Genomic DNA, 22,795 nt, shown 5'->3' with positions numbered 1-22,795 from the left:
TAAATGTTTAGCGTAATTTAGGTGGAGTTAGACTATGATTCAAATTAATTATTTTAATTATAAATATGAATGAAATAGGTTGCTTGGTATGGCTGATTTTAATTGGAAAGGGATCGACCTTAACTTGTTGATTGCACTGCAGGCTTTGTATAAAACGAATAGTGTGAGTAAGGCTGCCGAGCGTTGTTATGTCAGCCAATCTGCGATGAGCCATAGCTTACAAAGGCTACGAAAGTTGTTTGATGACCCTTTGTTTGAGCGTGTAGGTAGCAAGATGGAAGCAACTGACAGAGCGATTGAATTATCCAGTACAGTTGATGCCTTGCTCAGTACTATTCAATCTGAAGTGCTGCTGTCTAAATCGTTTGATGCAACAACGTACAAAGGTAGTTGGAAGATTGGCCTTACAGACTATGCCGAGCAGATGTTTGCTCCAGTGTTGTTTGATCTCATTAAACAGTCCTCTCCTGATTCTCAAATTGCGTTGTTCAACGTAAATCGAGGTAACTATCAGCGAGTATTTGAAGATTCTAAGCTGGATATAGCGATTGGTAGCTTTGGTGAGGTGTCTAAGCTATACAGAACTAAGCATTTGTACACAGAAGAACACGTCTGCCTGCTCGACAATTCGGTTTTGTCTATCGAAGAGCCTATGTCTTTAGAGCAATTTGCATCTGTTGAACATGCTTTGGTCTCGCCTGCGGGTGTGATAAAAACCGGAGTCGACAATCGTTTAGCTGAACTTGGCTTAAGTCGAAAAGTGGCTATTGCTTCGAGCAACTTTTTAACGGTAAAGCGCTTAATTCGTGGTAGGGAATTGCTATGTATTGTCCCTAAGCTCGTCGCACGCAAGGATATGGATAGCGAAGAAACTTTGTTGGCTGTCAAGCCACCGATAGATGTACCGGATTTTGATATACAGCTTGTTTATAGAAAGGCAAAGCATTTAGATGATAAAAATAAACTACTTAGAAGGTTTATTATTGACGCGGTGTCATCTGTAATTTCTGAATGATCTTTCGTATCGGGAGATAACCACATTTTTTCTAATTATTTAAGGAAAAATCAGGTTAATAATACGAATCCGACTATACTTAATTTACGGCTCAAAGTAGTCGTAAAGAATAGGCTTTTTGATTTACCTAAGTAAAAAAATTGGTTATATCCCCATGATATAGCTCAAAAACCTACCAGGCTAAACGGACTTAGTTGGTCTTAAAGCGCTAGCTCCCTCTAGCGCTTTTTCTTTTCATCTCGATTCAGGCAGAAGGGTTTGAATCCGTTGCAGCAGTCGCTCTATCTCTTGTTTCTCATAATGAGCAGTCACTTTAGGTTGGCTGCTTTCTCTTGTGAGTAATGAAGTTTCGATATGGTGCTGTAGCAAAGTATCTTGTGAATTAGCGTTGAGTTTCTCTGCAAGTTTCACGGCTTGTCGACCGATGGTAGTGAAGTCTTGCTTGATGGTGGTCAATGGTGGGTTAAAGAAAGCGCTGTCTTCGATGCCATCAAAACCGACGACTGCGACCTTGTCAGGCACTGGAATTTGCAGTTCTTGCAGGGCGCGTAATACTCCTAATGCCATTTGATCGCTTGCCACCAACACAGCATCAAATACGGCTTGTTTGGCGACAGCTTCGCGAACACCAAGGTAACCACTTTCTGCTTGCCAGTTTCCTTGATGTTGATACTGCACTTTGCAATCGGCATCTGATAACGCTGCTAACCAACTCTGGTGGCGAATCTGTGATGCACTGGATTCATCCGGGCCTGTGATCAATAGGTAGTGAGTTCGCCCACTCTCTATAAGATGTTGAGCCGCAAGTTTTGCTCCTTCAGCGTGATCACCGCAAACATAGTTCACTTGGCTGTTAGAAGGGACATCAATGAAGATAAGATTTAAGTGTTGGTACTGTTCGACTAATAGTTCTGCATCGGCACTTTTTAAAGGCACGTTCAGAATGATGCTGTCGACCTGTTGAGCCATCAATTCACGGATAGCTTCACGCGTGTTAGCGAGGTTGGGCTCTGATACAACAGAAAAAGCGATACCATAATTCATATCATGTGCTTGCATTCGCACGCCATTGGCGATCATCGCTGCGCCATGCAATGCCATATCGAGAGTCACCAACCCAACGCTGGTGGACTTCGCTCGACTGAGCATTTGCGCGCCCTTGTTTGGTACATACCCCAATTGCTTAATGGCCGCATTAACCTTGTTACGTGTTAATTCGGCGACGCTCTCTGAACCATTTGTCACACGAGAAACGGTTTGGGTAGAGACACCCGCTAGCTTTGCGACATCTTTAAAGGTGACACTCATTATTCTGCTCATCAGACTTTTACAATGAGATAAGCCTAACCAATCTTGATGAAATAAACCTTGTACACCTTCAAATAAATGTCATTTGAAACACTATTTATGTTTCCGAAAACAGTCGATCTTGTGCAAATTTTGATAAGGATTAACTGCTTTTAGATCACGTTATTTGTTCTATTTGGTACTAATTATAATCTCTAGGTTCACTATTAATCTCAAGTTATGTTTACGAAAACAATATGAGATTGGCTATGAGCGAGTTTATTCATCTAACAAGTAAAAATCACAGTTTGATCATCAAATCAGGGCGTGTTCCAGAGATCCTGCACTGGGGAGCGAAGATCGCCAGTATTGATGAAGATCTGCTGCTATCAACCGAGAGACCGATTTCTCAAGCGCGCCTTGATGTCGATGTGCCACTTTCTCTATGTCCTGAACTGGGTAGCGGCCACTTTAACGCACCGGGAGTTGAAGGGCATCGTGATGGCTTAGATTGGGTGCCAGTATTCAATACCACACGTGTTGAAGCCAATACTACAGACGGTGAAGCTAACGTGCAGCAAGCGACATTTGTTCTTGAAGACACGGTAGCCAAGCTTGAACTGACCATCGAAATTAAGCTTGATTACCAATCTGATGTGGTTCAAAAACGTGTCACGATTACCAATAAAGGCGACAGTAAATACTACCTCAATAAATTGTCCTCAACACTGCCACTGCCGAATCATGCTAATGAGCTGATGACGTTCCATGGTCGTTGGTGTCATGAGTTCCAAACACAGCGTCAGCGATTTGAGCACGGTGGTTTCATGCAAGAGAACCGCCGCGGTCGCACCTCTCATGAAAACTTTCCGGGTATGTTTGCGGGTACTCAGGGATTCTCAGAGCAACAAGGTTTGGTGTGGGGCTTTCACTTAGGTTGGAGTGGCAACCACCAAATGCGTGCTGACGTTCGTAGTGACGGTCGTCGTTTTGTGCAGGCTGGCGAGTTATTGTTAGCGGGCGAATCCATTCTTGAGCCTCAAGCAAGCTATCAAACACCTTGGCTATTTGGCTGTTACAGTAATTCAGGGCTGAATGGTATCGCTCAGCGTTTTCAGCAATTTGTTCGCGATAACATCATCAACTTTCCAACCGATAAGCCACGCCCTGTTCACTTAAACACTTGGGAAGGGATCTACTTCGATCATAAACCTGAGTACATCATGCAGATGGCGACTGAAGCCGGTGTGATGGGCGTTGAGCGTTTCATTATTGATGATGGTTGGTTCGTTGGGCGTGACGGCGAACGTGCAGCGTTAGGCGACTGGTATCTCGATGAAGCGAAATACCCAAATGGTTTAGAGCCTGTTATTGAGCATGTGAGCCAGCAAGGTATGGAGTTTGGTCTTTGGGTTGAACCTGAAATGGTGAGCCAAGATTCGAATCTATATCGTAACCACCCTGATTGGGTGCTTGGTTTGCAAGGTTATCATCAGCCTTCAGGTCGTTGGCAGTATGTTTTAGATCTGCAAAATTCAGAGTGCTTTGATTACCTATTCTCACGTTTAGATGATCTGCTCACTCGCTACAACATTACCTACCTCAAGTGGGACATGAACCGCGAATTGGTTCAACCTGGCCATAACGGTAAAGCGGCAGTGCACGGTCAAACTCAGGCTTTGTATCGCTTAGTTGACCAACTTAACGAAGCACACCCCGAGGTTGAGATTGAATCTTGTTCGTCTGGTGGTGGTCGTATCGATTTTGAAATCCTTAAGCGTACACATCGTTTTTGGGCATCGGACTGTAATGATGCGCTTGAGCGTCAGGCGATTCAAAAGGGCATGAGTTACTTCTTCCCACCAGAAGTGATGGGCGCACACATTGGTCCAGCTGAATGCCACTCAACGAATCGTCGTCATAGTATCAATATGCGCGGTGTAACGGCATTAATGGGACACATGGGCGTTGAGCTCGACCCAGTAAAAGAGTCCCAAGAAGAGAAGAAAGCCTTCTCTCACTACATCGCTCTACATAAACAGTTCCGCCATATTCTGCACTCTGGTCGTAGCTTCCGTATGGATCCTGCGGATAAGAATCAGAACATTTATGGTGTGCAAAATGATGACGAGATGTTGATTACGGTGTGCCAATTAGCCATGCCAGATCATGCTCTGCCGTCACCCCTTCGAATCAGTTGTGTCGAGGACAGCGCTCAATACAAAGTTAAGCTGGTGGAGATGCCGCAGACCAGCTTCCAACTGATGAAGCAACGCCCTCAATGGTTGGATAAAACACTGACGTTAAGCGGTGACAACCTCAAAGAAATTGGATTGACCTTACCTATTTTAGACCCTGAGTCAGCCTTAATTGTGCATCTAAAAAAGATGTGAATTGCTAACTCTGAGTACCCCTACAAATAAAAATCTAAATATAAAAATTATAATCGGCAGCGAGGTAGTGCTGCCGCAATAACTAAATGAAAGGAAAACAAAATGTCTATTACAGTTCTACTGTCATTTTTGTTGTTTACTGGTTTTGTTGTCGCGTACACCTACAACAAAGTTAAGAACGACAAAAACACCTCACAAGATGGATTCTTTCTTGGCGGAAGAAGCCTGACTGGTGGCCTGATCGCCAGTTCACTGATCTTAACTAACCTAAGCGCAACCAGCTTTGTGGGCATGAGTGCCCAATCTTACACGCATAATATGAGTGTGATGGGATGGGAGGTCGCATCGGGTGTCACACTGGTCATCATCGCATTGATGCTTGTTCCTCGTTATTTGAAGCAAGGCATTACCACCATTCCAGATTTCTTGGAAAGCCGTTACGACATGTCTGTGAAGAAGTTCGTAACACTGCTTTTCTTGTGCCAGTACGTTATCAATATTTTGCCAACCACACTTTACGCTGGCGCCGTTGTTCTAGGCGAAATCTTCGATGTTCAAGCCTTACTGAATATCTCTGAATTTAGCTCGATAGCGTTAATTTCGGCGACAATTGGACTACTTGGCTTCTTTTACGCAATTTATGGCGGCCTTAAAGCTGTAGTAATCGCAGATACCATCAACGGTATCGGTCTGATTGTCGGTGGCATGATGATTCCAGTATTTGGTTTGATGGTACTGGGTGAGGGCAGCTTTGGTGCGGGTCTAGATATTTTGCTGTATGCGGCGCCAGAGAAGCTTCAATCTGTCGGTACAGAAAGCGATCCACTGCCGTTCTCGACATTGTTCACAGGTCTACTGTTGGTGAACTTGTATTACTGGGGTACTGACCAATCGATCATCCAACGTGCATTGGGTGCTAAGAACCTAAAAGAAGGCCAGAAAGGTGTAATCCTTGCGGGTGCGATTAAGGTTATCTCTCCACTGTTCTTGATCATTCCAGGCATTATTGCGTTCCACATGTTTGGTGCTGATGCGGGCAACCCAGATACCATGTATACCCGTTTGGTTAACGAAGTATTACCTAAGCCTTTGGTTGGCTTCTTCGTTGCCGTGATGTTTGGTGCGATTCTGAGTACCTTCAATGGCGTGTTGAACAGCTCAACTACCTTGTTTGCATTGAACGTGTATAAGCCGCTGTTTGGTCAAGGTAAAACGGATGAAGAACTGGTCGGTAAAGGACGTATCTTTGGTGTCGTGATTGCGATTATCTCGGTATGTATCGCTCCTTTCATCATGTACGCCCCTGAAGGTCTGTTCCAATATCTGCAAATGGTAGCTGGCTTCTTTAGTGTGCCAATCTTTACCATCGTATTCGTTGGTTACATTTCTAAACGTGTACCTGCTCTAGCAGCAAAAGTGGCGCTGGTGGTGTTCGTAAGCTCTTATGCGGCAATGCAGCTAGTCTTCAAAACACCGATTCACTTCCTACACCAATTGGCGATTCTGTTCGTGGTATGTACCACGCTGATGTTCATCATTGGTCACTTTATGCCTCGCGAATCTGAGTACGAGATGCCAGTAAATGAAAATATCGATGTGACGCCGTGGGAGTTCCGCTTCGAGGCTTCAGCGATTATTCTTTACATGGTGCTTGGCGCTTACGTTATGTTCTCTGATGTTGGTTTTGTATCGGACGATCCAACCATCATGCAAGTTTATGGCGTGTGTGGCATTGTTATGTTGCTCGGTATTTTTGGACGACTAGCAAAGCGAAAGAAGGGCGTTGAAGCGACAGCTTGATGCTTTAAGATAACTTATTAACTATCTGATTATTTGGTAATTAATAGTTAGATAAGTAAAAAGAACATAATAGGCCAAATGCTTTAGAGCGAACAATAAAAAGCCGCACCATGAACTGATGGTGCGGCTTTTCTAGTTTTGGAAATGGTCATGTTTAACCATTAACCATTAACCAAGAATTGGACTCTTGATTACGCTAGGTCGTCTTTACCTTCGATAAGCGCATGGTGGCTAACTGAGCCTGCGGTACGTGCTGCTAGGTGTGGAACGTAACCAGGATCGTTCATGAAATCTACCGCAGCTTGCTTTGATGGCCACTCGATGATGATGCGAAGTGCAGGCTGTTCTGCGTCGCCTTCAAGGCGTTCGTGGCTAGAAGTACGCGCTAGGTATTTACCACCGTATTGAGCAACCAGTTTGTTTGCAGGGCCAATGTAATCGGCAACCCATGCGTCTGTTGTTGGTGTTACTTCTAGTACTGAATAGTAAGACATAATGATGTTCTCCACGTTGTACGCTCCGAATGAGCCTATGCACTTTAGTTATTGGTCGTTATTAGTAGCTGTCTTGCTAACGTCTTGGCTAGCGGACGAAATAATAGTAGTTCGAGTGATCCTGTTTGATAATCCCTACGGTTGAATAATCTTTATATAGAAAATGTTGATAATGCTTTCCCCTGATACATTTTTTATATTGGATTGAAGGTAATAAAGAGTAGAGGTGTGATTAGAAATAGAAGGGATTGAACGAATAGGGTATGGAGGCCGTACAGCTAATAAACGGGAAGGATCATCATAGGCCAAGTGCTATGAAAGGCAGCCCATTTGCGATAACTGAGATGCCTAACGTGTTGTATAGAGGATTGTTTTTATTGGATTATAAAGAGAAGCGAGTCCATTTTTTTGCTCGCCAGCGACGAACCATGACTAACCCACGGAACCATTCATCCATCGCGATCGCCATCCAAGCACCAAATACGCCATAACCCCAATGCACGCCAAGTAGGTAACTCATCGCGACGCCAATTCCCCACATGCTGAAAATGCCCATTTTTACTGGGAACTTGATGTCGCCAGCGGCTTTCAAGCAAGAGATGAAGATCAGGTTAAACACGCGGCCTGCTTCTAAAATAATAGAGCCAGCAATCAGAGAGGCCGTCAGCGCGAGAATTTCAGGGTCTTGTGTGAACACGTCCAGAATCTCGAAACGGAACAGATAGATCACGCAGGTAATGGTGGTCGAGGCAATAAATCCAACCACGAAATAACGTTGTACTCGGTTGGCTATTTCATCAATCCAACCTTTGCCGATGTAGTAACCTGTTTGAATTTGGCTGCCCTGACCAATCGCCAGTGCAAACGCAAAAGAGAGGCGAGCGATGTTTTGTGCATAGGTGAATGCTGCCAACGAAGCCGTGCCCATTTGCACGACAAAGAACATGATGGTGATCTGCGCCATGTTGTAAGACAACACTTCTCCGGCGTTCATCGAGCCAATCTTAATGATCTTTTGGTAGATGGCTTTAGGTACCGATTTAAACTGTTTCAGTGGTAGGTCAATGCCCTTACTTCTCACAACACCAATCAAGATAAACATCCCGATAACTTGGCTAATGACGGTCGCAATTGCTACGCCTTGCACGCCGTAAACCGGCAGGCTAAAAGGTTGGTAGAGTGCGCAGTAGTTGCCGAACACGTTAATTACACCCGCAATCATATTGATGACCATGGGTGATTTTGAATAACCATGACTGCGTAGGATCGTGGTGAGCACCACACCTATCGTGACGTTAAAGGTCAGCGCACCACTGATGAACAGATACTCTTGAGCGTACTGCTCGACTTGAGGTTCAAGTTGGTAGAGTGGGATAAAGTACTCAGCGCCTAGCACGGCGAAAATACTCAGCAATACACCCGTAACAATCGCCAATATGATGCTGGCAACGCCGACCTGTGCGCTTTCTTGGTCGCGAGAGGCGCCGTTATATTGGGCGATTAGAATGCCAGTACCACTGCTGACCATGGTCGATACGATGATTAGGAAAAAGGATATCTGAGAGATAACACCAACGGCAGACACGGCTTTGTCTGAGTATCCCGATAACATGAATACATCACTGGTGTTGAGTGCCGTTCTTAGTAGAACTTCGATAAAAATTGGCCAGGTGAGCGCAACGATTCCCATACGTTTGTTTAGGGTGGAATCAGCATTAGGCATTTGGGTTTTCTCAAAAAAGGGGTAGGCGACACTATAGTTTAGCGATTATTTAGTAAACGACTATCAAATTAATGTCCGGATAGCTGTTAAGGGTAAAGAAAATACCAATAAGGTCGTTAGAGCCAAAAACTAAGCAGGGTACATGAAACTTTTTGAATCGTTTCATAGATAGATAAGCAGTAAAGAAGAGAGGTAAGCACTAAAGAATAAGGTGATAAAGGTGAATGAATTATGAGGTAAAGCTAGCCTTTCGAGCCAGCTCTACCATTTGAAAGAGCTAGTTAATACGTTGACCTTCAGCATCAAATAGGTGGCAGTTAATGGATGCGAAATTTAAATTGAGAGACTGATAACGTGTGACCTCTTGATCTCCGGGGAGGTGAACTTTAAAGCTATCAACGCCACATGATTGGCCAAACATATAAGTACTGTTGCCCAATCGTTCTACTACCTCACTCTGGAACTCAATCGTGATGTCCGACTCGCCATTGATCTCTAGATGTTCTGGTCGAATACCAAGAGTCAGCTTTTGTCCTTCAGCAAGGCCATCACTTGGTAGGGGTAGAGTGATTTTACTAAGGCCATTAACGGTCAGTTGGGCATGAGTCTCAGAGGTGCTATTGACCAAACAAGGTAAGAAGTTCATTTTCGGAGAACCGATAAAGCCTGCCACAAATTCATTTTGAGGAGAATGGTACAGTTCGAGAGGTGAGCCGACTTGCTCTACTCGACCGTCTCTCAGCACGACGATTTTGTCCGCAAGTGTCATTGCTTCGACTTGATCGTGAGTAACGTAAATCATGGTGTTTTGCAGATCTTGATGCAATTTAGCGATTTGTAAGCGCATATCGACACGAAGTTCGGCATCTAGGTTAGACAAGGGTTCGTCGAATAAAAACACTCTTGGGTTACGAACTATTGCTCGACCGATAGCGACACGTTGACGTTGTCCACCCGATAACTCTTTAGGTTTACGTTTCAATAGAGGTTCTAGCTGAAGCGTCTTCGCAGCACTGGTGACCTGTTTCTCGACGATTTCTTTGGCGACGCCATTCATCTTCAGGCCAAAGCCCATGTTCTCTTCAACAGTCATGTGAGGGTAGAGTGCATAAGACTGGAACACCATCGCGACACCACGTTCAGCGGGATCAACATCATTGACTAGGTCGTTGCCAATATGGATCTCACCTTCCGTGATCTCTTCTAGGCCTGCCACTAAGCGTAGGAGGGTTGATTTACCACAACCAGACGGGCCAACAAATACGACAAACTCGCCATTATTTATCTCTAAATCAACACCATGGATGGTTTGTATATCACCGTAACGCTTGATGACCTGTTTTAAGCTGATATCAGCCATGCTTTCTCCTTGCCTCGTTGGACTACATCACTTTGCCTTTAAAACATACGCTTTCATCAGAAATTTGTTAGATGCCTCGCATGAATTATTGATCCTCGTCATACAAATTTTACAAATCATATTGTTTTTTGTGGAAACGTTTACAGAAATGAAACATAACTGTGCGTAATGTTATCAATAAGCCTAATATTTGAACGTAATTACTATAAACGCTGAGCTGCTTGATTGAATTTACGAAAATGACTGGTAATTCATCAAATGAAAAATAAAGCTTTGAAGACAAGGAATTTCGGGAAATGGAGCAATCTGTGAAAACGATATACCTAGAAAATCGTACCCCATCAGCCAATAAAAAGCGGCGTATCAGCTCCAAGGTATCCCCTTGGTTATTCTTAGCGCCCGCTATCGCAATCTTTTCGCTCTATGTCATCTACCCCATCTTAGACAGCATCTGGTTGAGCTTCTTTGAATGGGATGGCTTAGGTGAAAAAGAGTGGGTAGGGCTTGAGAACTATCGTGAGCTTTTTGATTCAGATGCTTTTTATACTTCATTAACGAATAACTTCCTTTGGTTGATCTTCTTTATGCTCGCGCCACCGTGTGGCTTGGCGATTGCCCTTTTTCTCAACCAACAAGTGAAGGGCATTCGTGTCGTAAAATCTCTGTTTTTCTTCCCGTTTGTTATCTCTCAAGTGGTGGTCGGTCTCGTATTCGCTTGGTTCTACGATCCCTCTTTTGGTCTTTTCAATATTGCACTTGGATCACTTGGCTTCGAACCCATTTCGATACTTGCCGATGAGGACTATGTGACCTACGGAATCATCGCGGCGGGCTTATGGCCGCAGATCTCTTATTGCATGATCTTATATTTAACGGGGCTGAATAACCTCGACCCTGAACAGTTAGAAGCGGCTCGCCTTGATGGAGCTAAGAAGTGGCGCATGTTGTGGTATGTGGTGTTGCCTCAGCTAAGGCCAGCCACCTTTATCGCGGTCGTTGTTACCGTGATCGGTGCACTGCGTTCATTCGATCTAGTGGCGACCATGACTGCTGGTGGCCCTTGGGGTAGCTCAACCGTTCTGGCGTATCAAATGTATGAAGAGTCTATCTTTAACTACCGCATGGGTTACGGTGCCGCGGTGTCGGTAGTGCTATTCCTGATCATGGATATCTATATCGCTTACTTCTTGTGGCGTATGTTAAGGAGTGAAAAATAATGTATCCGCAACCAATTCAAAAAGCTGGCCGCTTTACCAATATCAGTTATCGCGTTGCTCTACCGCTCTCGATCGTGATGTGGTTATTGCCATTGATCGCGGTGATGATGACGTCGATCCGTTCAATGGAAGACATCAATAAAGGTAACTACTGGGGCTGGCCGAGCGAGATTCAGTTCATTGAAAACTATACTCAAGTTTTTACCTCGACCTCGATGGGGCAGTACTTAATCAACAGTTTGATCATCACTTTACCTGCCGTCGCAGGGGCTGTGGCGTTGTCGACACTGGCGGGCTACGCGTTGGCTAAGTACAACTTCAAAGCCAATGTGTGGATCTTTGCGATGTTCATCGCGGGTAACTTTGTACCATTCCAAATTCTGATGATCCCAGTACGTGACCTAACGATTGGCCTTGGTCTCTACGATACGCACTGGGCGTTGATTTTCTTCCATATCGCTTTTCAAGCTGGGTTCTGTACCTTGTTTATGCGTAACTTCATTGTCGGAATTCCGGATGCATTGATTGAAGCGGCACGTGTTGAAGGGGTGAGTGAATGGAGAATATTTTGGCATGTGGTGTTGCCACTGGTTCGCCCTGCGCTAGCGGCATTGTCGGTATTGGTGTTTACCTTTATTTGGAATGACTTCTTCTGGGCTCTAGTACTGGTTCAGAGTGATGACGTTCGCCCTGTGACTGCGGGTTTGAGCTCACTGCAAGGCCAATGGCTGGCGTCTTGGCAGTTTATGTCGGCGGGTGCCGTGGTTGCGGCTATCCCACCGGTAGTGCTGTTCTTTACCATGCAAAAGCACTTTATCGCAGGCCTGACATTAGGTGCGACCAAAGGGTAAATAACGAGATAAGAATCGATACACGAATCTAGCAATAGCGACGGCTTTAGTCGTTATTGCTACCGACATCCCGAATGGATGAATCATTGAAGAGAAACTAAAACACGAACAACCCTACGAGAGAAAACAATAAGAATTGGACTTAGAGAGCTTAGCTCCATAACAAGGACCTCAATATGAAATACGTGAAACATATCGCTGCCTCTGCAGTGCTCGCTGCCTCCATGTCTGCAACATCGTTTGCAGGCACCTTAGTCATCAACTCTGATGCTTCTGATCCAGCGCCAAAAGAGGCGTGGGGTGAGATCATTAACCGCTTTGAAAAAGAAAACCCAGATATTACGGTTAAGTACAATTTGTACGATCACGAGTCGTACAAAACAACGATTCGTAATTGGTTGGTCACTTCGCCGCCGGACGTGGTTTTTTGGTATGCGGGTAACCGAATGAAAGCCTTTGTTGACCGCGGCCTGTTTGAAGATGTGAGTGATATTTGGACTGACAACAACATGAAGCAAGACTTTGCTGCCGCCGCTCCAGCGATGACAGTGCAAGGCAAGCAATATGGTGTGCCATACACGTATTACCAGTGGGGTATCTATTACCGCAAAGACATTTTTGAACAGTACGGCATTGGTGAGCCGAAAACGTGGGAAGACCTGAAATCTGCGTCTGCAACGTTGAAAGAGAATGGTGTTGCGCCATTCGCGATAGGCACTAAATACCTATGGACTGCGGCAGGGTGGTTTGACTACATCAACATGCGTACCAATGGCCTTGATTTCCATATCCAGTTGATGGATGGCAAGGTGCCTTACTCAGATGAGCGTGTGAAGAAAACCTTCGCAAACTGGGCAGAATTAGTTGAACCAGGCTATTTCCTTGAGAATCACGCGTCTTACTCTTGGCAAGAAGCTCAACCTTTCTTGTACAACGGTAAAGCGGCGATGTACCTGATGGGTAACTTCATCACGCCTAACTTTCCTGCTGAGTTGGATGGCAAGATGGATTTCTTCCAATTCCCTGTCATCGACCCAAGTATTCCGATGTCAGAAGACGCGCCAATGGATACGTTACACATTCCTTCTAAAGCAAAAAATAAGGAAGATGCTCGTAAGTTCTTAGAGTTTGTTGCTCGCGCTGAAAACCAACAGCTGATCAATGAGATGCTGTTACAAATTCCGACCAACAATAAAGCCAAAGCGAAGTCTGATCCGTTCTTAGATAAAGGTGTAGCAATGCTCGCTTCTACCGATGGTACGGCTCAGTTCTATGACCGTGATACCGATCCTGCGATGGCCAAAGAGGGCATGAAAGGTTTCCAAGAGTTTATGGTTCACCCTGACCGAATTGAAAAAATCTTAAAGAAACTCGATAAGGTGAGCAAGCGTACCTTTAAGTAATATCTCAATAGCCGCAGCGGTTCAGGCTGCGGCTTTCTTTTGTCTCTCTAGGGATTATTGCCAGTGCTGATTCGTTGGTGTTCGTCATGTTTGAATGTTATGGAGCACTGAGTATCACTTGCAATGATTCACTTTGAACGGTTTATCGTAAGGAACACTCAATGAGAACTTTCTCTCAAATCATCTCTGCCCGCGAATGGGAAAACCAACACATCACTCATCATAACCTTGTTGAGGCTCATGCTCCTTTGAATGGTTACACCTCGTTGGCTGAGGCTGTGGGGAAGAACTCGTCACGCGCCTTGTCTCTCAATGGGGTTTGGAAGTTTCAGTTGTTCGATTCGCCTGAGTTGGTCAGCGAAGAGTTTGTCTCTGAATATTTTGATGATTCCTCATGGAAGTCGATCGCAGTGCCAAGCAACTGGCAGATGCAAGGCTTTGATAAACCGATCTATACCAATGTGAAATATCCATTCGCTGATAACCCTCCCTTCGTCCCTAGCGATAATCCGACAGGGCTCTACCGAACGCATTTTAACTGCACGGAACCGGAGCTATTAGATACCCATAGGCTGACCTTTGATGGCGTTAACTCAGCGTTCCATCTGTGGTGCAACGGCAAGTGGGTTGGCTATTCGCAAGACAGTCGATTACCGGCGGAATTTGACGTATCTGAATACTTACAAGCAGGCGAGAACACGCTAGCAGTCATGGTGCTGCGTTGGTCCGATGGTTCTTATCTAGAAGATCAGGATATGTGGTGGCTGAGTGGTATCTTCCGCGACGTCACCTTATTGAGAAAACCAAAAGTCGCCATTGAGGATGTGCGGGTTGAAACTCAACTGGACGCTTGTTATCGAGATGCGTGTTTGAAGGTGTCGACACAAATATCGAAACCAAACCCATCAGCTCAAGATAATCACGCTAACCAAGCTAACCAAGATCAACAAATAAACCGAGTGAAAGTCGAACTGTTTGATGCGCAGGGGCAACTCATCTCTGAGTCTCAAATCGTTGGCTTGGGTGAGCGAGTTGTGGATGAGAAAGGGCCTTGGTCTGAAGTCGCTGAACACCACATTTCAGTGGTGAATCCGAACAAGTGGAGTGCCGAATCACCTTATCTGTATCGTTGTGTGGTGTCATTGCTCAATGAACATGATGAGCTTGTCGATTGTGAGGCTTACGATGTCGGTTTTAGAACCGTCGAGATAAGTAGTGGCTTACTGCAAGTTAACGGCAAACCTCTGTTGATCCGCGGTGTCAATCGACATGAACATCATCCTGAGTTGGGTCATACCATGACGCGTGAAGGTATGATTCAAGACATCAAATTACTGAAACAGAACAACTTCAATGCAGTAAGAACGGCTCACTATCCCAATCACCCATTGTGGTATGAGCTGTGTGATGAATACGGTTTGTATTTGGTTGACGAGGCCAATGTTGAAACTCATGGCCAGTTTCCGATGTGTCGACTGTCTAATGATTCGTCGTGGTTGAATGCTTACATGCGCCGTATGACAAGGTTAGTGGAGCGCGATAAAAACCACGCCAGCGTGATCATTTGGTCGTTGGGTAATGAGTCGGGGATTGGTCGTAATCACCATGCGATGTATCAATGGGTGAAACAAACTGATCCAACACGCCCGGTTCAGTATGAAGGTGGCGGGGCAGATACAGCAGCGACCGATATTTTATGTCCTATGTATGCGCGTGTTGATTGGGATTTACCTGTTGTTGAGAGTCAACCTGAAGTGACACCTCGCGTGGGTATTCGCAAAGCGATCGCTCTGCCAAACGAGCAACGTCCTCTGATTCTCTGTGAGTACGCCCATGCAATGGGGAACAGTCTAGGTAGCTTTGATAAATACTGGCAGGCGTTTAGAGACAACCCAAGATTACAGGGCGGATTTATCTGGGATTGGGTCGATCAAGGGATCACCAAAACCGATTCGAGCGGCAAACAATATTGGGGCTATGGTGGTGATTTCGGCGACGAGATTAATGATCGCCAGTTCTGCATTAATGGTTTGGTATTCCCAGACAGAACGGTACATCCAACGCTGCATGAAGTGAAAAAGGCGCAACAGTTTTATCAGTTCAAGCTGGTGTCTGCATCACCACTGGTGATTGAAGTACACAGCGAACACCTATTTGTGACCAGCAGGGTTGAAACGTTGAATTGGACGGTTACCCAGAATGGTGTGGTGACGAGCGATGGTTGTATCGAATTGATGGTTGATGTGGGGGAGAGCGTCCAGATAGAGCTTAATGGTGTGACTATTCCTCATACGGCCAATGCGCTTAATTACCTCAATCTCGAAGTGGTATTAAATGCCAATACTGCGTGGGCGAATAAAGGCCATGTGACGGCGATTGAACAGCTTACCTTACCCACTCAGCCGCAATTGATATTGGATGCCAACCTCTCTCAATTCCCACCGAAAGTGACTGAAACCGACTCGCTGCTGACGGTGAGTGGTGATGCTTATCAAGTAGAGTTCGACAGATTATCTGGGACATTAGAGAGCTGGAAAATCAAAGGGGTGGAACAGCTTGCTAGTGGTCTTCGAGATAACTTTTATCGTGCTCCATTGGACAACGATATCGGTGTCAGTGAAGCAAACCGCGTCGACCCTAATTCATGGATAGCACGTTGGCAGGCGATGAGGTTGGATAGGCTCACTCCAGAGTGTATCGAATTTTCATCCATCACTCAGAAAAACGGGGTGTCGGTGACGGCAATCATTGCTCACACAGTGGAAGGGCAGGTTCGTTTGTTGTCTACCTGGCGGTACCAATTATTTACCGATGGTGAGGTTAAGTTAGATGTGGATGTGCAAGCGGCGAAAGGTTTGCCTTCTCTGCCACGTGTTGGTTTAACTTTCGCGTTAAGTAATGTTCCAAATAGTGTGGAGTGGTTTGGTCGCGGACCTCACGAAAACTACCCAGATCGAAAGATGTCTGCGCAGATGGGGCGATATCAGCAGAGCATTGAACAAATGCATACCCCGTATATTTTCCCTTCTGATTGCGGCTTGCGTTGTGATGTTCGTGAAGCAAAAATTGGTCACTTTGAGCTGCAAGGAGACTTCCATTTCTCAGTCAGTCGTTTTGGGTTACAGCAGTTACAGAAGGCAAAACACACTTGTGACTTAACCGAACAAGAACAGCTGTTTGTTTATGTGGATGGTTTCCATATGGGGGTTGGCGGTGATGACTCATGGACGCCAAGTGTCCATGATGAATACAAATTATTGAAAGAGCATTACCATTATCAGGTGCGCTTCTATTGTGGTTAGAACGGTTAAAGTGCTGCGAATAGAGTAAAAGGATCATAGTAGGCCAAATAGTCTAAATGTTTGTTTGTTCGATTATTTGGCTTCAGATATAAAAAAGGCACTCAACGTAATGCTGAGTGCCAAAGTCTGAAATTTATTGATCCGTTGTATCTTGTTAATCCGTTGTATCAATGAATCTCAGAGGACAGGTAAAAAGGTTCGATTTACTCTGCGTCAGTAAAGAAATCGTTGTAAAGCATGTACAGGTGAGCTGCACTCCAAGAGAAGTTTGGCGCGCCTTGTTGTTCACCGGTTAGTGGGTTGTAGTTTTCACGGATCGGACCGTCTTGTACCAAACCATCAGCGTGATCGAAGAATGAGCCTGCCATTTCAATCGCATCATCACGGTAGCCGTAGCTATCCATACCTTTTAGGCCGAAGTAGAATTGGTCGACCCATACACGTCCACGCCAGTAAATATCTGGGCCAAATGCAGGGCTAGAAAGCGCCGCTGTGCCTAGTGGAACGTATGTGTTGAACTCTTCCGTATCTTTCATCACCGTGACAACTGCATCAGCGTTAGCTTGAGTGGCAGCAGCATTGAACAATGGTGACCAACCTTCAGGGCCTTTGCCACGTTCTACAATCGGCTTACCCGCACAGCCATTCGCTAGTGGCTTGTCTTCGATACGAATGTCGTAGAAGAAGTTAGTGCCTTCGTCGAACATACAGGTGTTGATGTAGTTCGATAGGTGTTCAGCCTTTTCACGGAACTCTTTCGCTTCTGCATCTTTACCAAGAATGTCAGCCATTTCTGCTAGGTACTTGTTATCGCTGTACATGTAGCTTGCTTGGTCAACAGATTCTTGCAGTAGTGAGTAGCCCAGTAGCGTGCCATCTTCAGCGCGGTTTTGAGCGAACTCAACATCCCAATCGCTGCGCTTGCCGCCATTCGCGACATACGCGTCTAACTGATCTTTATCGATGAAACCAAATGCAGCTGCATCGTCACGACCCGATTCCCAAGACGCTGCCGTTTGAGCAGGGCTTTCGATGTAATCGTAGTTACCTTCAGCGACGACTTTATCCAGTGCTGCTTGGCCTACGACGGTTTCATGTTTGTCGCCACGAACCACGGTGAAGTACATTTCGCCTTCAGGTGTGTTGTGTGCTTTGTCTCGTGCTGCGCCGTACTCTGGAACGCCGTTGCCGTTGTTATCACGGTTGCGTAACCACCAATCATGGTATGCCACGAGCTTTGGATACATCTCTTCTAACCAAGCTTCGTCGCTGGTGGTCTTGTAGACTTCCATTACCGCCCATGCCGCTAGGCTTGGTTTGGTATTACGTTCGTTCCAGTTACCACCGTCGCCGCCACGTTCTGGGCTTAGGTTGTAAGCCAATAGATCGGGCACGTAGCCTTCATCCCAAGGGCGAACGGCGTCGTCAGCCTGAATTTGGTAAGCGAACATCGCGCGGATGTTGTCTTTCGCTACGTCTGGGTTGAAGTGAGCCATTGCGTAAGCTTGCTTCCATGTGTCCCACGGCCAAGTTTGGTTGCCTGAGAACCAACGCGCGGTTACTGATGGTGTCACAGAGTCAAACTCCATTGCACCTGCTGCGCCACGCCAGTTACCGTTTAGGGTTTCCATTGCTTTAACAGCAACACGTTCTTGTTCTGGTGTCGCGTTCGGGTTGGTTAAACCCATCTCAAGATAGCCTTCCCAACGCTCTGCAGATGCTGCTAGGTAATCGGTCGGGTTTGCCATGATCTTTTTGATTTCAGGCTGTTCAGCTTGTGCTTCTTCTGCCGTAAGAACATGCGAGTAAGTGGTGTAGATGGTGGTTGATTCTTCAATGTTTGCCGTTGAAGTAAACGCTAGGCCATCAACCGTGGTTTGTGTTGGAATCGATTTGTGAACTTGGTACTCAGACTCACCTGAAGTCAACAGATCCCAAGTTGAACGCACCTTACCAAAGGTGACCTTCAGGCCATCGTCGGTTGCGACGATTTGACGGTCATACTCAGGGTAAGTTTCAGCGATTGTTTTGTCGGTTTGTGCCACGCCTTCTTTCGCATGGGTCTTTTCTAGTAGTTCACCATCCCATACCAATTCTACTGGGGAGTCGGTAGTGATTTTAGTTTCTAGCAGAGAGGTGCGGTTTGAAGCAAAACGCATCGTCATTTCTACCGTGACATCGTCAGATTTTAGTGTCTGAACTAATGCACCTGGCAGGCTGTAAGCTTCCATGGTGAATGCGACTTTTTTGCCATCTTTGAACACGCTTAGGCGGTCGAAGTTATCAGCCATGAAGTTGATGTATTCTTCAGTAAGCAGTGCCGTTCCTGGGAAGCCGCCCATGCCTTCAGCTGTGTCTGGCAGCAAGTGACCATGCCATGCACCTAAGTCAAAGAATGGGTTGAAGCGCTGGTGGTCATCGAAGTCGTAGTCACGCATGTATTCTGGTGAGCCAGTGCGGTTGATAACGTTCTTAAATTCGTTTGCTTGCAGTTGCTCTGTGTCAGAACTTGAGTTTGATGTACAGCCAGTAACAACAAGTGCTGCGCCGATAGCGAGAGCTGCGAATGATTTATTCAGTTTCATGATGAGTTCCTGTTATTACCAGTAGAAGTATTGCATTGCGAACACTTGCGCGTCGCCAATTTCAGTGTCGCTACCTACGCCAAAGCGGCTGTCGAACGCAGTAGCAAATGCGCCGTTTCCGTATTCGTACCAAACGCCGGCATTGATGTAAGAGGTGATCTCTTTGTCGCCATTATCACCGTCAAAGTTTGCGTAGTTGTAGGCTGCTGATAGGTAAACGCCTTGTGCGGCTTCGTACCATGCACTGGTTTGAATACCTGATTCACTACCGAAAGACTCTTGGTTGCCTTTGTCGGTATCGTGCCAAACACGAGTGGCAAAGTTTTTGTACTCAGCACCTAATAGTAGAAGCTCACCGCCATCGTTATTACGTACTTCACCACCACCCATTAGGGTTAGGTCGTCAGTGAGGTCGTATTGAAGGTAACCATTGACCATGGCATTCTTGTCTTTCCATTGGTCTGCAAAGTTATCGTACTTGCCGAAGTGAAGTAGGGCATCGTCTTCAGAGAAGTCAGATTCTGGAGCGAATGAAACGCTGTAGCGAAGTTTGCCTTCTAGGTTCTGAATTTTCACACCGACGTGGACGTCACGCGTGTTTGAGATTGCGTAGCCGTACTCGACTGTTGGGTCACCCCACCATTGAACGTCATCCAGTGACGAGTCCATACGACCGACAATAAATTCTGTTTTTGCGTCGGTGCGGTAGCCAGCGTAAAAGCGGTTAAAACCACCTTCGAAGCCGCCCCAGCCGTGGCCTGTCGCCCAAGCATTGCCTTCGTCGTCGGCTTGTACTGTCCAGCCTTCCATGTAAGCAAGACCAAACCAATTACCGTGCTCGATAGCCAAGCCTGCTTCAATGTAAGTACCGTCTGCGTAGCGGCCTTTATCATCACCTTCTAGTGCCACGTGACCACCAAGGCCAAGCTCACCATAAAAGTTAAATAGGGTTTCAGTTTCTGTCTGAGGAGGCTGAGTATCACTGTGGTTTGCTGCGGACTCTTCCGCGTGGGCTGTGGTACTTAAGGCAGCAATAATACAGCTTGTAATAAGAGTGTTTTTAGTAAAACTACTTTTCATTTTAATCACTTCTGTGTCGGGGTTGTAAATGAAGGTTCGCAAGCAGTTCTGACTTCTAATATGGGGTGCTCTTCAAGGCGTATTGGTCAGGTTACTTACGATCGCAAAACCAATATTAATGATAATTTTGATGTTTAAAATTAATTAGGCTTAAAAGTGTGATCTGTTTTTAGTAAATATTTACTTTGTTTTTATTTTGACTTTCAGTTGAATTTGCAGAGGTATGGCTAGGGTTGTAAGTATTCGGGAGGTGAATTATTTGATGGGTGGTTAGATTGTTGGTTCGAATGCTTTGTTTCTTGAATGGCTTTGATTTAATCGAGATGGTTAGTGGAAATGTACCGACAAATAAAAAGGCACTCACCAAATGCGAGTGCCTGAAGTTTAAATCATAGTATAGGGGAAAACTAAGCGTTCGCCGGTTCAGGTTTTGCCTCTAGTTTTTTCTCTTCTGGAGATAAGCTTTTTTCATATTTGCCGTACTTCCACCACGCGTAGCCAAGGAAGATAACAATCCCGCCCACGTTGTAGAAGATGATGGTCATGATGTCAGCACCTGTTGGGAAAGTAGACGCAAAGAAACCAACAGTGAAAATGCCGATCAGAATAGAGACCACGGTAATGCCTGTCATACGTGAGCCCATTCTGAAATCACGAGGTAAGTGATCCAACTTCAAACGTAAATTAAGGTACGCGACCATGATGAATAGTGGTGGCAACATCGATGCTGCTGCTGTCATGTTGATAATGGTACTCATCAGATCTTGTACTGTGTCGGACGCTAGCGTCGGAATGAACATCAGTGGAATCACAATCAAGAACTGAATCCAAGCCGCACGTTCTGGAACGCCTTGTTTGTTTAGAGCGACCGTTTTCTCACCGAAGATACCTTTAGGGATTTCAGAGAAGAAAATCTTAACGGGTGTCGCTGTCCACATCAGTAGAGAGCCCAGCATCGCCGTGAATGAAACCACGCCCACAAAGCGATTCATTAGGATTTCAGACAACCCAAAGTGTCGTGCTAGCCCTTCGAATACCTGCACTGAGCCGCCAGTAAATTTAAGCTCTTCTCGCGACACAAATACGTTTGCTAGTACTGAACCCACCGAGTAAAGCGCACCAATGAAGATACCCGCGATGATGATTACTTTAACGAAAGACTTGTGACCGCCTTTGATGTCGTTAACGTAAACCGCTACCGATTCTGCACCGCCAGCCGCCATGAAGATCCAAGTGATTACGCCAAGGAATGCCCAGTTAAAGCTTGGTGTCATCGCTTCAATGGTGATTGGGTCTGCTGGCTCGATACCACCGATCAAAGCACCGCCAGACAACAAGATGTAAGACATTGTTAGCAACAACATAAGCGACGATGTTAGTGAGGTGATGGGGCCTAGTAGTTTCGCGCCATTGTTTGAAATGTGCGTAGCAATCGCAAATAAAATGGTGCTGAGGATCGCCGTGGTGATTGGCGTGAATATGTACTCAAATCCTAAGAACGCATACGACGCATAAGCGATGATTCTAGGCAGCAGAGAGGTGAAGAAGAACAGGTTAACAAACCAGTAGGTATAAGCCGAAATAAACGCCCAGCGGCCTCCTAGAGAGCTTTTAACCCAAGAATAAACGCCCGCTTCAGAGTTTTTATTTAGTGACACAAACTCTGCGACGATCAAACAAAAAGGCACAAAGTAAAAGATGGTGGCTAGAAAGAACATCGGCGCCGAGGAAAGGCCGATCTCGATGTTGTTGTTAATGATGTTGTTGAAGCTGTATACCGCCGCGAAGGTCATAGACAGTAGGGCAAACTTGCCTATCGTACTGCGTTTATTTTCGGACATGATGTTCTCCGGTGAATCACGTTGATGATCGTTATAACTTGGTCCTAGAGAGGGAGGCTCTAGGCCGCACTTTTATTGTTATGTTGGTTTGGCAAACACCCGCTTTGTTTTGTCAGGGTTGGCTCATTGTTGTTTTTATAGATTTACGATCGGACTTCTTAGCGCTTTTCTTTTTTGATTTTCAGTAAAGTTATTACCAAAACAAAGAGTTAAAGGTTAAGAGGTTCATCAAAGAGGTTGTTTGTTTCATGAACGACGATTTGTAAGGCTTGTAGGGGCTTTTTGTCGTTTTTAAATATGAACTCGTTCGTCTCTTCAGCAAGAAGATTAAAGATTAAGCGGCGGGAAGTTAATCAAAATTGATCAAATATGTGACCTTGAGTAAATAAATTTAGTTAACATTTTACCTTTGTTTTTGTTCGGGTTTTATTACGATTTAATTAA

At 45.5% G+C, this 22,795-nt stretch carries 14 protein-coding genes; 7 read left to right on the top strand and 7 right to left on the bottom strand.

The features are described from left to right. Nucleotides 1–88 precede the first annotated feature (88 nt). Nucleotides 89–1,015 carry a LysR family transcriptional regulator gene (locus tag L0992_12715; protein XGB66576.1) on the top strand — a complete coding sequence of 309 codons (927 nt, stop codon included), beginning with the start codon at nt 89–91 and terminating at the stop codon, nt 1,013–1,015. A 234-nt stretch (nt 1,016–1,249) separates the two neighbouring features. Here L0992_12715 and L0992_12710 read toward each other — a convergent pair whose 3' ends face one another. Then, complete coding sequence (locus tag L0992_12710) at nt 1,250–2,323, bottom strand: substrate-binding domain-containing protein (GenBank protein ID XGB66575.1); 1,074 nt, start codon at nt 2,321–2,323, stop codon at nt 1,250–1,252. A gap of 248 nt (nt 2,324–2,571) precedes the next feature. Between L0992_12710 and L0992_12705 the strand changes: the two genes are divergently transcribed. Further along, a complete protein-coding gene (locus L0992_12705; protein XGB66574.1) occupies nt 2,572–4,695 on the top strand; it encodes an alpha-galactosidase in 2,124 nt (707 codons plus the stop codon). A 102-nt stretch (nt 4,696–4,797) separates the two neighbouring features. Next, the gene (locus L0992_12700) at nt 4,798–6,495 is read left to right on the top strand and encodes a solute:sodium symporter family transporter (GenBank protein XGB66573.1); all 1,698 of its coding nucleotides are present in this window, start codon (nt 4,798–4,800) and stop codon (nt 6,493–6,495) included. Nucleotides 6,496–6,686: 191 nt separating this feature from the next. Here the strand turns inward: L0992_12700 and L0992_12695 are convergent, their stop codons facing one another. The 3 genes from L0992_12695 to ugpC all read right to left on the bottom strand — a co-directional run bounded on the left by L0992_12695 (nt 6,687) and on the right by ugpC (nt 10,072). Continuing rightward, nucleotides 6,687–6,989, bottom strand: a complete 303-nt coding sequence (locus L0992_12695) for a DUF1330 domain-containing protein (GenBank protein XGB66572.1) — start codon at nt 6,987–6,989, stop codon at nt 6,687–6,689. Between the two features lie 382 nt (nt 6,990–7,371). After that, the gene (locus L0992_12690; GenBank protein ID XGB66571.1) at nt 7,372–8,712 is read right to left on the bottom strand and encodes an MATE family efflux transporter; all 1,341 of its coding nucleotides are present in this window, start codon (nt 8,710–8,712) and stop codon (nt 7,372–7,374) included. 277 nt (nt 8,713–8,989) lie between these two features. Next, nucleotides 8,990–10,072: a sn-glycerol-3-phosphate ABC transporter ATP-binding protein UgpC gene (gene ugpC / locus L0992_12685; protein ID XGB66570.1), complete on the bottom strand. Its 1,083-nt coding sequence runs from the start codon at nt 10,070–10,072 to the stop codon at nt 8,990–8,992. Between the two features lie 296 nt (nt 10,073–10,368). Between ugpC and L0992_12680 the strand changes: the two genes are divergently transcribed. The 4 genes from L0992_12680 (at nt 10,369) to L0992_12665 (ending at nt 16,845) form a co-directional block, all read left to right on the top strand. Next, complete coding sequence (locus L0992_12680; GenBank protein XGB66569.1) at nt 10,369–11,289, top strand: sugar ABC transporter permease; 921 nt, start codon at nt 10,369–10,371, stop codon at nt 11,287–11,289. Then, nucleotides 11,289–12,140, top strand: a complete 852-nt coding sequence (locus L0992_12675) for a carbohydrate ABC transporter permease (GenBank protein XGB66568.1) — start codon at nt 11,289–11,291, stop codon at nt 12,138–12,140. Before L0992_12680 ends, L0992_12675 begins: the two co-directional genes overlap by 1 nt. 176 nt (nt 12,141–12,316) lie before the next feature. Beyond that, entirely contained in the window at nt 12,317–13,543 is a 1,227-nt protein-coding gene (locus tag L0992_12670; GenBank protein XGB66567.1) for an extracellular solute-binding protein, read from the top strand. Between the two features lie 161 nt (nt 13,544–13,704). Continuing rightward, the gene (locus L0992_12665; GenBank protein XGB66566.1) at nt 13,705–16,845 is read left to right on the top strand and encodes a beta-galactosidase; all 3,141 of its coding nucleotides are present in this window, start codon (nt 13,705–13,707) and stop codon (nt 16,843–16,845) included. Nucleotides 16,846–17,048: 203 nt separating this feature from the next. On the opposite strand, the gene ygjK is transcribed toward L0992_12665, so the two are convergent. The 3 genes from ygjK to L0992_12650 form a co-directional block, all read right to left on the bottom strand. Next, a complete protein-coding gene (gene ygjK, locus L0992_12660) occupies nt 17,049–19,430 on the bottom strand; it encodes an alpha-glucosidase (protein XGB66565.1) in 2,382 nt (793 codons plus the stop codon). Nucleotides 19,431–19,445: 15 nt separating this feature from the next. Further along, entirely contained in the window at nt 19,446–20,510 is a 1,065-nt protein-coding gene (locus tag L0992_12655) for a hypothetical protein (protein XGB66564.1), read from the bottom strand. A gap of 407 nt (nt 20,511–20,917) precedes the next feature. Beyond that, nucleotides 20,918–22,351, bottom strand: a complete 1,434-nt coding sequence (locus tag L0992_12650; GenBank protein ID XGB66563.1) for an amino acid permease — start codon at nt 22,349–22,351, stop codon at nt 20,918–20,920. Nucleotides 22,352–22,795 lie beyond the last annotated feature (444 nt).

Source organism: Vibrio pomeroyi, assembly GCA_041879425.1.
GTDB classification, from domain to species: domain Bacteria; phylum Pseudomonadota; class Gammaproteobacteria; order Enterobacterales; family Vibrionaceae; genus Vibrio; species Vibrio pomeroyi_A.
This window is presented reverse-complemented; position numbering and strand designations above follow the sequence as displayed.